Annotated in this window: 18 protein-coding genes; 15 read left to right on the forward strand and 3 right to left on the reverse strand. The window is 29.3% G+C overall.

Annotated elements, in window-relative coordinates:
* The 14 genes from GQ540_RS10060 to GQ540_RS10125 form a co-directional block, all read left to right on the forward strand.
* Window positions 1-417 (forward strand): hypothetical protein (locus tag GQ540_RS10060; protein WP_291800616.1); only part of this gene is annotated, 417 nt, incomplete at its 5' end.
* 53 nt (window positions 418-470) lie between these two features.
* On the forward strand, window positions 471-1,946 hold the full coding sequence (locus GQ540_RS10065; RefSeq protein ID WP_291800618.1) for a DUF5687 family protein: 1,476 nt from the start codon (window positions 471-473) through the stop codon (window positions 1,944-1,946).
* Window positions 1,947-1,956: 10 nt separating this feature from the next.
* Window positions 1,957-2,652, forward strand: coding sequence for an ABC transporter ATP-binding protein (locus GQ540_RS10070; RefSeq protein ID WP_291800620.1), 696 nt, complete (start codon window positions 1,957-1,959; stop codon window positions 2,650-2,652).
* 95 nt (window positions 2,653-2,747) lie between these two features.
* Window positions 2,748-4,931 (forward strand): hypothetical protein, encoded by a 2,184-nt coding sequence (locus tag GQ540_RS10075; RefSeq protein ID WP_291800622.1) that lies wholly within the window; start codon window positions 2,748-2,750, stop codon window positions 4,929-4,931.
* Window positions 4,932-4,952: 21 nt separating this feature from the next.
* On the forward strand, window positions 4,953-5,351 hold the full coding sequence (locus tag GQ540_RS10080; RefSeq protein ID WP_291800624.1) for a polymer-forming cytoskeletal protein: 399 nt from the start codon (window positions 4,953-4,955) through the stop codon (window positions 5,349-5,351).
* A complete protein-coding gene (locus tag GQ540_RS10085) occupies window positions 5,320-5,550 on the forward strand; it encodes an AtpZ/AtpI family protein (RefSeq protein WP_291800626.1) in 231 nt (76 codons plus the stop codon). The genes GQ540_RS10080 and GQ540_RS10085 overlap by 32 nt, the downstream gene beginning before the upstream one ends.
* Window positions 5,543-5,929, forward strand: a complete 387-nt coding sequence (locus GQ540_RS10090; RefSeq protein ID WP_291800628.1) for a hypothetical protein — start codon at window positions 5,543-5,545, stop codon at window positions 5,927-5,929. Before GQ540_RS10085 ends, GQ540_RS10090 begins: the two co-directional genes overlap by 8 nt.
* A gap of 116 nt (window positions 5,930-6,045) precedes the next feature.
* Window positions 6,046-7,155 carry a F0F1 ATP synthase subunit A gene (atpB, locus tag GQ540_RS10095; protein ID WP_291800630.1) on the forward strand — a complete coding sequence of 370 codons (1,110 nt, stop codon included), beginning with the start codon at window positions 6,046-6,048 and terminating at the stop codon, window positions 7,153-7,155.
* A gap of 33 nt (window positions 7,156-7,188) precedes the next feature.
* Window positions 7,189-7,380 carry an ATP synthase F0 subunit C gene (gene atpE, locus GQ540_RS10100; protein ID WP_291800632.1) on the forward strand — a complete coding sequence of 64 codons (192 nt, stop codon included), beginning with the start codon at window positions 7,189-7,191 and terminating at the stop codon, window positions 7,378-7,380.
* 86 nt (window positions 7,381-7,466) lie between these two features.
* Window positions 7,467-7,967, forward strand: coding sequence for a F0F1 ATP synthase subunit B (locus GQ540_RS10105; protein ID WP_291800634.1), 501 nt, complete (start codon window positions 7,467-7,469; stop codon window positions 7,965-7,967).
* A gap of 10 nt (window positions 7,968-7,977) precedes the next feature.
* A complete protein-coding gene (gene atpH / locus GQ540_RS10110; RefSeq protein WP_291800636.1) occupies window positions 7,978-8,520 on the forward strand; it encodes an ATP synthase F1 subunit delta in 543 nt (180 codons plus the stop codon).
* Window positions 8,521-8,564: 44 nt separating this feature from the next.
* A complete protein-coding gene (gene atpA, locus GQ540_RS10115; protein ID WP_291800638.1) occupies window positions 8,565-10,142 on the forward strand; it encodes a F0F1 ATP synthase subunit alpha in 1,578 nt (525 codons plus the stop codon).
* A gap of 68 nt (window positions 10,143-10,210) precedes the next feature.
* A complete protein-coding gene (gene atpG / locus GQ540_RS10120; RefSeq protein WP_291800640.1) occupies window positions 10,211-11,071 on the forward strand; it encodes an ATP synthase F1 subunit gamma in 861 nt (286 codons plus the stop codon).
* A 132-nt stretch (window positions 11,072-11,203) separates the two neighbouring features.
* Window positions 11,204-11,683 carry a hypothetical protein gene (locus GQ540_RS10125; RefSeq protein WP_291800642.1) on the forward strand — a complete coding sequence of 160 codons (480 nt, stop codon included), beginning with the start codon at window positions 11,204-11,206 and terminating at the stop codon, window positions 11,681-11,683.
* A gap of 26 nt (window positions 11,684-11,709) precedes the next feature.
* Here GQ540_RS10125 and GQ540_RS10130 read toward each other — a convergent pair whose 3' ends face one another.
* The 3 genes from GQ540_RS10130 to GQ540_RS10140 all read right to left on the reverse strand — a co-directional run bounded on the left by GQ540_RS10130 (window position 11,710) and on the right by GQ540_RS10140 (window position 13,858).
* A complete protein-coding gene (locus tag GQ540_RS10130) occupies window positions 11,710-12,948 on the reverse strand; it encodes a DEAD/DEAH box helicase (protein WP_291800644.1) in 1,239 nt (412 codons plus the stop codon).
* 83 nt (window positions 12,949-13,031) lie between these two features.
* Window positions 13,032-13,268, reverse strand: coding sequence for a VF530 family protein (locus GQ540_RS10135; protein ID WP_291800726.1), 237 nt, complete (start codon window positions 13,266-13,268; stop codon window positions 13,032-13,034).
* A 23-nt stretch (window positions 13,269-13,291) separates the two neighbouring features.
* Window positions 13,292-13,858 (reverse strand): hypothetical protein, encoded by a 567-nt coding sequence (locus GQ540_RS10140; protein ID WP_291800646.1) that lies wholly within the window; start codon window positions 13,856-13,858, stop codon window positions 13,292-13,294.
* Between the two features lie 128 nt (window positions 13,859-13,986).
* Between GQ540_RS10140 and GQ540_RS10145 the strand changes: the two genes are divergently transcribed.
* A complete protein-coding gene (locus GQ540_RS10145) occupies window positions 13,987-14,715 on the forward strand; it encodes an NYN domain-containing protein (protein WP_291800648.1) in 729 nt (242 codons plus the stop codon).
* Window positions 14,716-14,743: the final 28 nt, after the last annotated feature.

The following is a 14,743-nucleotide window of genomic DNA, read 5'->3' on the forward strand; positions in this document are numbered from 1 at the left end:
CAGTTTTTTAATGTACCACACATTATTATTTCAATTTCAATTTTTTTAATATTACTAGTTGGTTTTCAATTTATTTCCTCAAAAACACTATTTATATCAATTAGTATTGGAGGTGTAATTATTTTGGGTTTCAAACTGTATTTTTTGAATAAAGAAAAAAAGAAACGTTTTAAAGAAACCAATAAAAAGTGGTTGCTAGAAGAATTTGTTTTTAATTTAGGAGGAGCAGTAGCTTTTTTAAATTTATTTTTACAAATGGCAAATTTTTCACCCGAAACAACTTCAAATACTCTTATCTTAATTGCCTCATTTATTTTAACAATATTTATTTTATTAATTTATATAACAACATTTATTTTACCTTCACAAATTGAAGAAATTTTAGAAAAACAATATCCTGAATACAAATTAGTGTAACAATTTATGTTTAAAACATACTTATTAACCGTAAAGTCTCAAAAATTAACCAAATGATTAAACATTTTATAAATTTTGAATGGAAACAGTTTACCCGTTCATCTTATTTTCAAAAGGGATTAACCATTAAAATATTGCTTTTTATAGCCGTAATTTATTTTGGAGGAATGGCACTGCTTTTAGGAACAGGGTTATTTTTTATTCTTAAAAAAATAATGCCAGAATTAGATCCTATTGTAGTAGTTAATAACTACCTTATTTTTTGGATTCTGACAGATTTGGTTATTCGTTATTTTATGCAACAACTACCAGTAATGAATATTAAACCTCTAATGCTTATTCCTATTAAAAAAAGCAAGGTGATTAATTATTTACTTGGAAAAACAACCATATCATTTTTTAATTTTATTCCAATATTCATTTTTTTACCCTTTAGCATTGTTCTTTTAGTACATGATTACCCTGTATTAAATGTTTTAAGTTGGTTTTTTTCGGTGATATTTATTGCTTTTTCAACTAATTTTTTAAACTTCCTTATTAATAAAAGTAACATAGGTTTTTATAGTATTCTTTCAGTATTAGTGGTGTTTGTTGGATTGGAGTTTTTTAATATTTTTAAAACTTCACATTTTTTTGGAATTGCATTTAATGCACTTTATAACAATCCTATTTTTACAATAATTCCTTTCTTGGTTTTGGTAGGAATGTATTATTTAAATTTCAGCTTTATTAAAAAAAGTTTTTATGTAGATGGTGCTATTTCTAAAGAAATAAAAGAAGTGAATGCTACAGATTTATCTTGGATGAATAGATTTGGAAGCACTGCAACATTTTTAAAAAATGATGTAAAACTAATTTATAGAAATGCAAGACCTAAACAAGTTGTACTTATGTCGTTCTTATTTTTGTTTTATGGATTAATTTTTTATACACAAGACGCCTATAAAGATATGCCAGCAATGATGGCATTTGCATCCATATTTGTTACTGGTGGGTTTTTATTAACCTTTGGGCAGTTAGTACCGTCTTGGGATAGTGAATATTATAAAATGTTAATGAGTCAAAACATTCAGTATAAAGAATATTTAAAATCAAAATGGTATTTAATGGTATTTGGAGTGTCCTTGTCCTTTGTTTTAAGTACTCCGTATATCTATTTTGGATGGAAAATATACGGATTAATAGCTGCCGCTGCGTCATTTAACATTGGATTAAATTCGTTTATCACACTATTTGGTGGTGCTCTTAATAGAGTGCCAATAGAATTAAATGTAAAGGCAAAAGCTTTTGGAAATACAAACGGATTTAACCCTACACAATTGTTAATAGCTTTACCAAAAATGGTATTACCAATGCTTCTATTTTATATACCATACAAATTAATTAATTACGAAGCAGGCATAATATCTTTAGGACTAAGTGGCGTTTTAGGAATTGTATTTCAAAACTTTTTCTTAAACAAAATCGAAAAAATTTATCAAACAGGAAAATATAAAACCATTGCTGCATTTGGCGAAAAAAATAATTAAAAGAAACAAAATGATTAAGACAACTAACCTTTCAAAAAAATACGGAAATGTAACCGTTTTAAATATAGAATCTTTAGAAATTCCAAAAGGACAAGCATTTGGTTTGGTAGGAAATAACGGAGCGGGTAAAACTACATATTTTAACTTACTGTTAGATTTAATAGCTCCTACAACCGGAACTATTTTTAATAACGAAATTCAAGTGAACACTAGTGAAGATTGGAAACCGTTTACAGCTTCTTTTATAGATGAAAGTTTTTTAATAGGCTATTTAACAGCTGAAGAATATTTTTACTTTATAGGAGAACTTCGAGGAATGAATAAAGCTGATATTGATACTTTTTTAGAACAGTTTTCAGAAATTTTTAATGATGAAATTATAGGTAAAAAGAAGTATTTAAGAGATCTATCAAAAGGAAATCAGAAAAAAGCAGGAATTGTAGCCGCTTTAATTGGAAACCCAGAAGTAATTATTTTAGATGAGCCTTTCGCTAATTTAGACCCAACCACACAAATTAGATTAAAAAAATTATTAAGTGATTTAACAAAAGATAGTAACTCAACAGTATTAATTTCAAGCCATGATTTAGGTCACATAACCGAAGTTTGTGAGCGTATTGTTGTTTTAGATAAGGGTTCAGTTGTTAAAGATTTAAAAACTTCAGAAGCAACATTAAAAGAGTTAGAGGCGTATTTTTCAGTGTAATTCAAATTAGTAAGTAGATTTTTGTATTTTTACAACCCTCTTACAATAATTGTAAGCTTTAATTAGTTAGAAGGGTAGTAAAAAAACGGTTTCTTTTGAAAAACAACATTAAAATAATTGTAAGCTTTTTAGTAGTTCTTTTTGCTGTGGGTTGCTCCACTAAAAAAGATGCATTTTTAAATAGAAATTTCCATGTAATGACCACAAAGTACAATGTACTTTACAATGGAAATGAAGCTTTACGAATGGGTTTAATAAATTTAAACTCAAGTTATGAAGATAATTTTTGGGCGCGTTTACCTATTGAACCTTTAAAAGTTGAAGAACAGGTTTTTCCTGACATGCAAAACAATTTAGACAACACGCCTAAAGAGTTTGAAAGAGCAGAAGAAAAAGCCGTAAAAGCAGTTCAAAAACATTCCATGTTAATTGCTAGGCAAGAGCGTAACAGTCAAATAGACAATGCGTATTTGTTATTGGGAAAATCACGTTATTACTCAAGTAGATTTGTACCGGCTTTAGAAGCATTTAACTTTGTACTTTTAAATTACCCAAGAGCCGATTTAATTAACGAAACCAAAATTTGGCAAGCCAAAACATTGGTTCGTTTACAAAATGAAGAGCAAGCAATAGAAAATCTTCACTATTTATTAAAAAACAAAGAATTAAGTAGCGAAATAAAAGAAAATGCGCATACTGCAATAGCAATGGCTTATATTAAAACGGATAGTTTACAGCAAGTAACTAACCATTTAAACAAAGCTATTTTAACAACTAACAACAACGAACAAACTGCACGAAATTTATTTGTTTTAGGGCAAATTTATAGAGAATTAAAATTAAAAGACTCTTCAAACTTTGCATTTCAAAAAATAATTGATTTCAAAAAGGCTCCTTATAAGTATAAGATTCACGCACATATTGAAAAAGTAAAAAATGTTTCAAATAAAGAAGAAGCTTTAAGCACTATTGAAACATTAAAAAAATTAGTAAAAAATAGAGATAACAGACCTTATTTAGATCAGTTAAATTATCATTTAGGAATGCTTACAAAAGAAGACGATTCCGAAAAAGCAATTTCTTACTTTAAGCAATCAATACATCATAGTGCAAAAGATAATTTTCAAAAAGAACTTACGTATGAAGCTCTTGGGAATTCTTATTTTGACAATACATCTTTTTTAAAAGCAGGAGCCTATTACGACAGTATTTTACAAATAACACAAGCGCATAACACAAAACGTGTGAGAATTGTAAAAAGAAAAAGAGATAAATTAAGTGATGTAATTTTATATGAAAACATCTCTAAAAGAAACGATAGTATTTTAAATTTAGTAGCTATGACCGAAAATGAAAGAGAAACTTATTTCTCTGATTTTATTGTGGCGCTAAAAGCAAAAGATAAAGAAAAAAAAGCAAAAATAAGCGCAGAACTTGAGCGTGCAAAACAAGCAAGTAAAAAACTAGTAAAACTAGACAATACTGGTAAATGGTATTTTTATAATATTCAAACGGTACTTTTTGGAAAAGAAGAATTTAAAGCACTTTGGGGAGATAGAAGTTTAGAAAATAATTGGAGATTAGCAGATGAAACAATTATAAATATTAAAAATGAAATTGCTGTAGAAAATCTTCAAGTAGTAGAAGTTGGAAGCGTAAAAAGATACGAAGTATGGTATTATACAGATCAAATACCAACAAGCCCAGTAAAAATTGATAGTATTATTGCTGAACGAAATTCAGCCTATTTTAAATTAGGAGTTATTTATAAAGAACAGTTTAAAGAATTGGAACTGGCAACAACCAGGCTAGAAAAATTACTAACATTTAAGCCAATACCAACTATTACATTACCTTCAAAATATCATTTGTATAAAATTTACACAAACCAAGATAACAGTAAAGCTGAAGGGTTTAAAAACGACATAGTAAATGAGTATCCAAATTCAAAATATGCTAAAATTATTTTAAACGCTAACGAAGTTGTAACTAATGAAAATGAAACAACTCCTGAAGATGAGTACGCACTTGTTTTTTATGAATATAAAGATGAGCAATTTGAAAGTGTTATAGAAAAATCTATCAATGCTATTCATAAATATGAAGGAGGAAAAATTATACCTAAATTTGAATTGCTAAAAGCCTATGCTATAGGAAAAAAAGATGGTATTATTGCTTTTAAAGAAGCATTAGATTTTGTTGCTATGAATTACCCAAATACTGAAGAAGGAAAAAAAGCGTTAGAAGTAATTAATACGATTAAAGAAAAAATAAAATAAATCCCAAAAACACATAGCAACATGTTTTCAGAAAAAAAAGAAACGAAACCACAAGTGTCAGAAAGAAATACCATTGGAAAAAACACCTCAATAACAGGTGATATTGTTTCTGATGGCGATTTTAGAATTGATGGAAAAATTGATGGAACTATTAAAACTTCAGGTAGAGTAATTGTTGGTAAATCAGGAATTATTAGCGGAAAAGTAGAATGCAATAATGCAGATATCGAAGGTAAATTTTCAGGTGAATTAATTGTAAATAGTTTACTTACGTTAAAGGCTTCAGCAGTTATTACTGGTGATGTAATTATTAGTAAATTATCAGTTGAACCTGGTGCAGATTTTAACGCAACTTGTTCTATGAAAGGTTCAGTTAAGGAATTAAAAAATGAACAAACCTCCAAAGAAAAAACAGCTTAACCGTTATATACAATTAACAGGCGTTGCATTTCAAATGGGTATTACTATTTATTTAGGTGCTTATTTTGGAAAGTGGTTAGATGCACATTTTCAAACTTCAAATAAAACATTTACAATTATTGGAACTTTAGTAGCTATGGTTGTTTCAATTTGGAGTGTTTTAGCTCAATTAAAAAAAATAAACGATAAATATGAGTAAAAACATCGTTGTGTTTTGTGTAAAACTAATACTTTCTTTAAGTGTAGTTTTTGCATTCCATTTAGCAATTTTACACTTTTTAGATTTCCCTTTATTTGAAAATCAACTAATAATGTCATATAGTATTAATGGAATTTTAGCCATTATAATTTTTATAACATTATATAAGCTAAGAGTAAAATACCTAGATTTATTAGGGTTTATTTTTATGGCTGGAAGTTTTTTAAAATTTGGAGTTTATTTTGTTTTATTTCGTCCAATTTTTAAACAAGACGGAGATGTCACAGCCTTAGAAGCTACCTCATTTTTAGCGCCATATCTTTTGTGTTTAATAATTGAAACTTTTTATCTTATAAAAATGTTAAATAATAAATTGTAACCCCTTAACAATTAGCAATAAACAACCGTTCAAATTCAAAGGAATTATTTTTTGGATTCTAATATAAAAACGTACATTTGCAAAATATTTTTAGAAAACAGCATTAATAAAGTGATATGCATAGAATTACCTTAGTAAAAATACTTACGTTACTATTTTTAACTGTAACAATATCGGTAAAAGCACAACATGACACACCTGAAAAGGAAACTGTTCATGTAGAAAGTAGTGATTCGGAAAAAGGAAGCCTAAGAACTGAGATTAAAGAGTACATTAATCATCACTTATTAGATTCTTACGATTTTAGTTTGTTTTCATATACAAATGATACTGGGGAACATATTTATTGGAGTGCACCTTTACCAGTAATTTTATTTGATGGCGGTTTAAAAGTATTTTCTTCCTCTAAATTTCACCACGGAGAAACTGTTGCTAATGTTAGCGGTAATTATTACAAAGTATTTCACAATAAAATATACAAAACAAACGCTGAAGGAACCATCAATTTAGATGACCATCATCATCCAACAAATGCAAAACCTTTAGATTTTTCAATAACTAAAAACGTAACTGTTATTTTCTTAGTTGGGTTATTAATGTTCTTTATGTTTAGTAGAATGGCTAAGTCTTATAAAAAAAATGGATTAATGCCAAAAGGAATGGGACGTTTACTAGAACCAATAGTATTGTATATAAGAGACGATATTGCAATTCCTAACATTGGTAAAAAACACTATAAGAAATACATGAGTTATTTACTAACGGTATTTTTCTTTGTGTGGATTATAAACTTATTAGGTTTAACACCATTAGGTGTAAACGTAACCAACAATATTGCAGTAACACTAGCATTAGCTTTAATTACATACATTTTAACAACATTTACCGCAAATAAAAATTACTGGAAACACATTTTTTGGATGCCAGGTGTACCAGTACCAATGAAATTTATTTTAGCGCCAATTGAATTGTTAGGAACTATTATAAAACCTTTTTCATTAATGATTCGTTTGTATGCAAACATTACAGCAGGTCATATTGTATTAATGAGTATTATTGGATTAATGTTTATTTTCAAAAGCTGGATTGGTAGCCCACTATCTTTCGGGTTGGCTTTTGCATTGGCTCTTTTAGAGTTATTAGTAGCAGCGCTACAAGCATATATTTTCACCATGTTATCAGCACTATATTTTGGTATGGCTGTTGAAGAACACGATGATCATTAAAATTGAATGTTTAATTAATTAATTATATATATTATGAATATTCCAGAAATTGTAGGAGCAGGTTTAATCGTTATTGGTGCTGGTTTAGGTATCGGTAGAATTGGTGGTTCAGCAATGGACGCTATTGCACGTCAACCAGAAGCTTCAGGAAAAATTCAAACAGCGATGCTAATTGCAGCAGCGTTAATTGAAGGTATTGGATTTGCTGCATTATTTGCTGCATAACAAAACTAACAACAAGTAGCTACAACGGTTGGTTGTAGCTACTGTTTTTAAATTAGAAATTAAATTATATATAACACCAAATAAACATGGATAAGTTAATAGAACAGTTTTCATTAGGGTTATTTTTCTGGCAATTAATTTTATTTGTTGGATTGGTACTTTTATTGAAAAAATTTGCTTGGGGACCAATTTTAAATTCGGTAAGTGAAAGGGAAGAAGGTATTAAAAGTGCATTAGATGAAGCTGAGAATGCGCGTAAAGAAATGCAAAATTTAAATGCAGATAACGCTAGAATTTTAAAAGAAGCACGTGCTGAGCGTGATATACTTTTAAAAGAGGCGCGCGAAATGAAAGATGCAATTATTACCGAAGCTAAAGATGAAGCTCAAGTACAAGCAAATAAAGTTGTAGAACAAGCTCAAGCAACAATTCAATCTGAAAAACAAGCTGCAATTGCAGATTTAAAAAATCAGGTAGCTGAATTATCTATTAATATCGCTGAAAAAGTTGTTAGAGGTGAATTATCTGATAAAAACAAGCAAACAAAACTTGTTGAAGATTTATTAAAAGAAGTAACTATTAGCTAATTAAATTCAAATGAGCGGATCTAGAGCAGCAATAAGATATGCAAAAGCAATACTAAGTTTTGCACTTGAACAAAACAAAGAAGTTCAAGTGAATGATGATATGTTGTTAATTGCAAATACAATTGAAGAAAGTGAAGATTTACAATTGTTGCTAAGTAGCCCAATTATTAAATCTGAATTAAAAAAGACAGCTATAAAAAAAGTGTTTTCTTCAAAAATAACAAGTTTAAGTACAGGTTTACTAGATTTGTTAATTGATAATAAAAGATTGTCAATTTTAAATGAAGTAGCAAAAAAATATACTATTCTTTTTGATACACTAAAAGGAATAGAAGTTGCACAAGTAACCACTGCAGTTCCATTAACCGAAGCTTTAAACAAACAAGTTTTAAGTAAAGTAAAAGAAATTACAGGAAAAGAAGCAACAATTGAAAACAATATAAACCCTGATATTATTGGCGGATTTATATTACGTATTGGAGATGTTCAATACGATGCAAGTATTGCAAATAAATTACAAGGATTAAAAAGACAATTTGAAAGCGAAAGCTAAATTGAATAACATAAAAAAGATTTTAGTTTTAAAAATTATATAAAATGGCATCAATAAAACCAGCTGAAGTATCAGCGATTTTAAAACAACAATTAGCCGGATTTGAAGCGTCAGCTTCATTAAACGAAGTTGGAACAGTACTACAAATAGGTGACGGTATAGCACGTGTCTATGGCTTATCTAATGTTCAATACGGTGAATTAGTTGAGTTTGAAGGTGGATTAGAAGGAATTGTATTAAACCTAGAAGAAGACAACGTAGGTGTTGTTTTATTAGGGCATTCTAAATTAATTACTGAAGGTTCAACAGTAAAACGTACTGAAAGAATTGCTTCACTAAAAGTAGGTGAAGGAATTGTTGGACGTGTTGTAAATGCATTAGGTTTACCAATTGATGGTAAAGGAGCAATTCAAGGGGAAACTTTTGAAATGCCTTTAGAGCGTAAAGCGCCTGGTGTACTTTTTCGTCAGCCAGTAACTGAACCATTACAAACAGGTGTAAAAGCTGTTGATGCAATGATTCCTATTGGTAGAGGTCAGCGTGAACTTATTATTGGTGACCGTCAAACAGGAAAATCTACAGTTGCTATTGATACTATTATCAATCAAAAAGAATTTTACGATGCTGGTGAACCAGTATATTGTATATATGTTGCAATTGGACAAAAAGCATCTACAGTTGCTGGAATTGCAAATTTATTAGAAGAAAAAGGAGCAATGGCATATACAACAATAGTTGCTGCTAATGCTTCCGATCCTGCATCAATGCAGGTATACGCTCCAATGGGAGGTGCTGCAATTGGTGAATATTTTAGAGATACAGGTCGCCCTGCATTAATTGTTTATGATGATTTATCTAAACAAGCAGTTGCGTACCGTGAAATTTCATTGTTATTACGTCGCCCACCGGGACGTGAAGCATATCCAGGAGATGTATTTTATTTACACTCTCGTTTATTAGAACGTTCTTCAAAAGTAATTAATGATGATACCATTGCTGCTCAAATGAATGACGTACCAGATTCTTTAAAAGGAAAGATAAAAGGTGGAGGTTCATTAACAGCTTTACCAATTATTGAAACGCAAGCAGGAGATGTATCAGCTTATATTCCAACAAACGTAATTTCTATTACTGATGGACAAATATTCTTAGAGTCTGATTTATTTAACTCAGGTGTACGTCCTGCAATTAACGTAGGTATTTCGGTATCACGTGTAGGAGGAAACGCACAAATAAAATCAATGAAAAAAGTAGCAGGTACTTTAAAATTAGATCAAGCACAATACCGTGAGTTAGAAGCTTTCGCAAAGTTTGGTTCAGATTTAGATGCAGCAACTATGAATGTAATTGAAAAAGGAAAACGTAATGTGGAGATTTTAAAGCAAAATCAAGCCGATCCGTTTAAAGTTGAAGATCAAGTTGCAATTATTTATGCAGGTTCTAAAAATTTATTAAGAGATGTTCCTGTAGAAAAGGTTAAAGAATTTGAAAGTGATTACATTCAGTATTTAAATGCAAAACATAGAGATACTTTAGATACTTTAAAAGCGGGTAAATTAACTGATGATGTTATTGACACTTTAACAAGTGCAGCAAAGGAAGTTTCAGCAAAATACGCATAAATTAGTTTTGAGTATTTAGTATTGAATCATTCAATACTAAATACTCAAAACTAGATACCAAATTTAAAATGGCAAACTTAAAAGAAATACGTAACAGAATTACATCCATTGGTTCAACAATGCAAATTACCAGTGCCATGAAAATGGTATCGGCTGCAAAGTTGAAAAAAGCGCAAGATGCAATTACTCAAATGCGTCCGTATGCTAATAAGTTAACAGAACTTTTACAAAGTTTAAGTGCAACTTTAGAAGGTGAAGTTGGTGGAATTTATTCTGAGCAAAAAGAAGTTTCAAAAGTATTAGTAGTAGTAATTACTTCAAATAGAGGTTTGTGTGGTGGTTTTAATTCAAGTGTAGTTAAGGCAACCATCAAAAATATTGAAGAAAATTACACAGGTAAACAAGTTGATTTGTTAACTATTGGTAAAAAAGGAAACGATATTCTTGCAAAAAGTAACAACGTAATTGAAAACCATAATGAAATTTTTGATGATTTAACATTTGATAATGTTGCTGAAGTTGCTGAAAAAATAATGAATTTATTTGCTGAAGGAGCTTATGATAAAGTTGAATTGGTGTACAACCAATTTAAAAATGCAGCAACACAAATTGAAACTATTGAGCAGTTTTTACCAATTGCACCAATAGAAAGTGACACAACTACAAATGTTGATTATCTTTTTGAACCTTCAAAAGCTGAAATTGTTTTAGAATTAATACCAAAGTCGTTAAAAACACAATTGTATAAAGCTATTAGAGATTCATTTGCAGCTGAACATGGTGCTCGTATGACCGCAATGCATAAGGCTACAGATAACGCAACTGAATTACGTGACGATTTACTATTAACTTATAATAAAGCCCGTCAGGCAGCTATTACAAGCGAAATTTTAGAAATTGTTGGTGGTGCTGAGGCTTTGAATAACTAAACAAAACCAAATTCCTTAAAAGGTTGAGGTATTGAATAAAAACAAAACATTAAAAGAGCTTATCTGTACAGATAAGCTCTTTTTTTATAGTTTGGTACACACTTTGTATATGATTGATTAAATAGTATAGTTATGAGTAAATTTACAGTTATTTTTAGTTCGGTTATAATTCTTTTAACATGTACGTTTTGTAGTGCTACAAAAGATATTTCAAAAGAAAATCACCCGTTTAAAGTTACAAAAGCAACGTATAATACATGGGTTGGTGGACAACCAGGTGTTAAAGGAATTAATATTTCTATCATAATTGACAATCCAGAGATTCAATTAGATACTGTTTTTTTTAGAAATATGAAAACAAAATTAAAGTCTAATAAAAATACTGAACCTATTGTTTTTATAGGAACCTTTATATATCCAAATACTAAAAATGATTATGTTTTACATAAAAATGCAGAGAAAGAGTATGGTAATACACCTCCAAATATTTTAAAAAACATCCCTTTTGAAATTCAAGAAGATGAGGCTATTGTAAGTTATATATTTAAAGGTAAAATACGTTATTATAAAGTTGAAAAATTAAAAGAAATCAAATCCGTAATTATGTATTAATTAAAAAGAAACCAGAATTAGTTGAATTAATACCAACGCTTTTTATTCTTTTTTGAAGCTTCAGATTTTCTATTTGGTCTGTGCTTACTTTTCCCAGGAGTTCTATGCACTTCTCTTTTAGCCTTTGGGTCTAAAACGTATGGATGCTCATCCATAACAGGTATTGTTGTATTTAATAACTGTTGAATTCCAGCAATATATGGTTTTTCATCAGCTGAGCAAAATGAGAATGCGGCACCAGAATTACCAGCTCTACCAGTTCTTCCAATTCTATGAATATAGGTTTCTGAAATATTTGGAATATCAAAATTTATAACGGCATCTAAGTTATCAATATCAATACCACGTGCTGCAACATCTGTAGCAATTAATACAGTGGCTTTTCCTTCTTTAAACTTTTCTAAGGCATCTTCTCTGTCGTTTTGAGTTTTATCACCGTGAATACTTTCAACCTTAAAATCGTTGCCTTTTAGCATTTTTTCTAATTTAGCAATACCCATTTTGGTACGTCTAAAAATTAAAATATTTCCTTCAATGTTGTTTCTTAATAAATGCAAACATAATTCCATTTTATGCTGTTTATCAACATAAAATAACAGCTGATTTACATTTTGTGCGGCTGAGGATGATGGTGTTGCGTTTACCGTTTCAGGGTCTTTTAAAATGGTATTTGCTAGTTGAACAACTTTTTCTGGCATAGTTGCAGAAAATAACAATAGCTGTTTTTCCTTTGGACATAAACGTTCAATTTTTCGAACATCATCAATAAATCCCATATCCAACATTAAGTCGGCTTCATCTAACACTAAGGTTTCTACATAATCGAAATTTAAGCAATCTTGTTTGTGTAAATCTAGCAACCTACCAGGTGTAGCAACTAAAATATCAACACCTTTGCGTAATATATCTTTTTGAGGATCAATAGAAGTTCCACCATAAATAACAGTAGTTTTTAAATTAGAAAATTTACTATAAGCATTAAAATTTTCCTGAATTTGTAGAGCCAATTCTCTTGTTGGACTGACTATTAAAGCTCTTATTTTTTTTCCTTTTTTACCAGAATCTTGTTTGTTAAACAACATTTGTAAAATTGGTAGTGCAAAAGCAGCTGTTTTTCCAGTTCCTGTTTGGGCTGTAGTAATTACATCTTTTTTTGCCAAAACCAACGGAATGGTTTGCTGTTGAACAGGTGTTGGAACCTCATAATTTAGCTCTAAAAGGGCTTTTAAAATAGATTTATTTAACTTTAAGTCTTTAAATTGCATGTGTGTTTTTTAAAACAAGATTTCTGCAAAGATACGGATATTTATAAGTACTTTTTTAGTGAAGAAGATAGATAAACTAAACTTTATTTTTCAATACTTTTTAGGTATAAGTTTTCAACTTTAGTTCTTGCCCATGGTGTTTTTCTTAAAAACTTAAGGCTAGATTTAATGGTTGGATTGTTATTAAAACAGTTTATTTTAATACGAATTCCAAGTTCTTCCCAGCCATATGTTACAACTAAATACTGAATAATTTCTGCTAATTTAACACCGTGAAGTGGATTGTTTGGTTGTTCTTTATCTGTGTTTTTTGAAATCATATTATTTTGCAAAAATAAGCTATTTAGAATGATTTAAATTCTGTTTTCAATTTAAAGTTTTTAATTCCAACTAATATAAGTACTACAATTAATATCATAAAATAAATTGAAGTAGTGATGCTTTTAATAATGGTAAATAGGTTGGTACTCATTATTAAGTTTTGAGAATAGCTAGGGTAATTAGAAAGCATAAAAATGATTCCTATATTTTCAAAATAATCAAATATACCAGCAATAATTGGCAGAAAACACAAGTAATAAAATGGTGATTTTAACTTGTTTAATTTATTTAGAAAATAGGCAAGGATTAAAAAATAACTGACTCCGAATAAAAAAGGATAAACCATATCTATTGGAATTTGCCTGTATAAATATAAAAACCTCCCTTTTTCACCAAGTGTATTAAAAAGAGTGTTTACATACTCAGTATTATAGCCAATGGGCATCATATCTAGTAGCTTTATTCCATTAGAAAAACTCATTACTTTAGGAATAGTTACTAGTAACATAAACCCATAAACAAAATTAGTGAGTAGAAAAAGCAGTAATACTTTTTTACCTTTTAAATGATTTTTTATTAATTTATCCATCTCTAAATTTGTGTGAGTTCAATTGTAATTTTCATTCAAAGATACTTTTTTATGAATTATTTTTATGCGGATTGTTAGTAATTAGATACTAGAGAAATTAAAACTAAATTTTCATTACCTTTAGCAATATGATAAAAGATATAAAATTAGCAGTACTTATTGATGGTGATAACATTCCTTCAAAATACATTAAAGAAATGATGGAAGAAATTACTAAATATGGTACGCCCACTATAAAACGTATTTATGGTGATTGGACCAAACCACAATTAGGAAAATGGAAAACCATTTTACTTGAAAATGCCATTACTCCAATACAACAATATGGCTATACAACAGGGAAAAATGCTACAGATTCAGCTATGATTATTGACGCTATGGATATTTTATATTCTGAAAAAGTCAATGGTTTTTGCTTGGTTTCATCAGATAGTGATTTTACAAAATTAGCAACACGTTTAAGAGAAGAAGGACTTGTTGTGTACGGAATTGGCGAAAAGAAAACCCCAAATCCATTTATTGTTGCTTGTGATAAATTTATTTATCTAGAAATTTTGGAAACGGAAGATGATAACAAAGATGGAATTAGAACACATAAAAATGTGAAACTAGATAAAATTACTCCAAAAGTAATTCAGTTATTAAAAAATTCTGTTTCTGATGCTGCTGATGATGATGGTTGGGCTTTTATGGGCGATGTAGGTTCATTTCTTTTAAAGAAACAACCCAATTTTGATGCACGTAATTTTGGATTTCAAAAACTAACACAACTGTTTAAATCTTTAAAACAGTTTGAAATTGAACAAAAAGATAAAACAACGGGTCGTTTTAAATTAATTTATGTTCGAAACAAATAAAAAGCCAAATTTTCAACTGTAAATTATT

This window comes from Lutibacter sp., assembly GCF_013139515.1.
GTDB lineage: Bacteria > Bacteroidota > Bacteroidia > Flavobacteriales > Flavobacteriaceae > Lutibacter.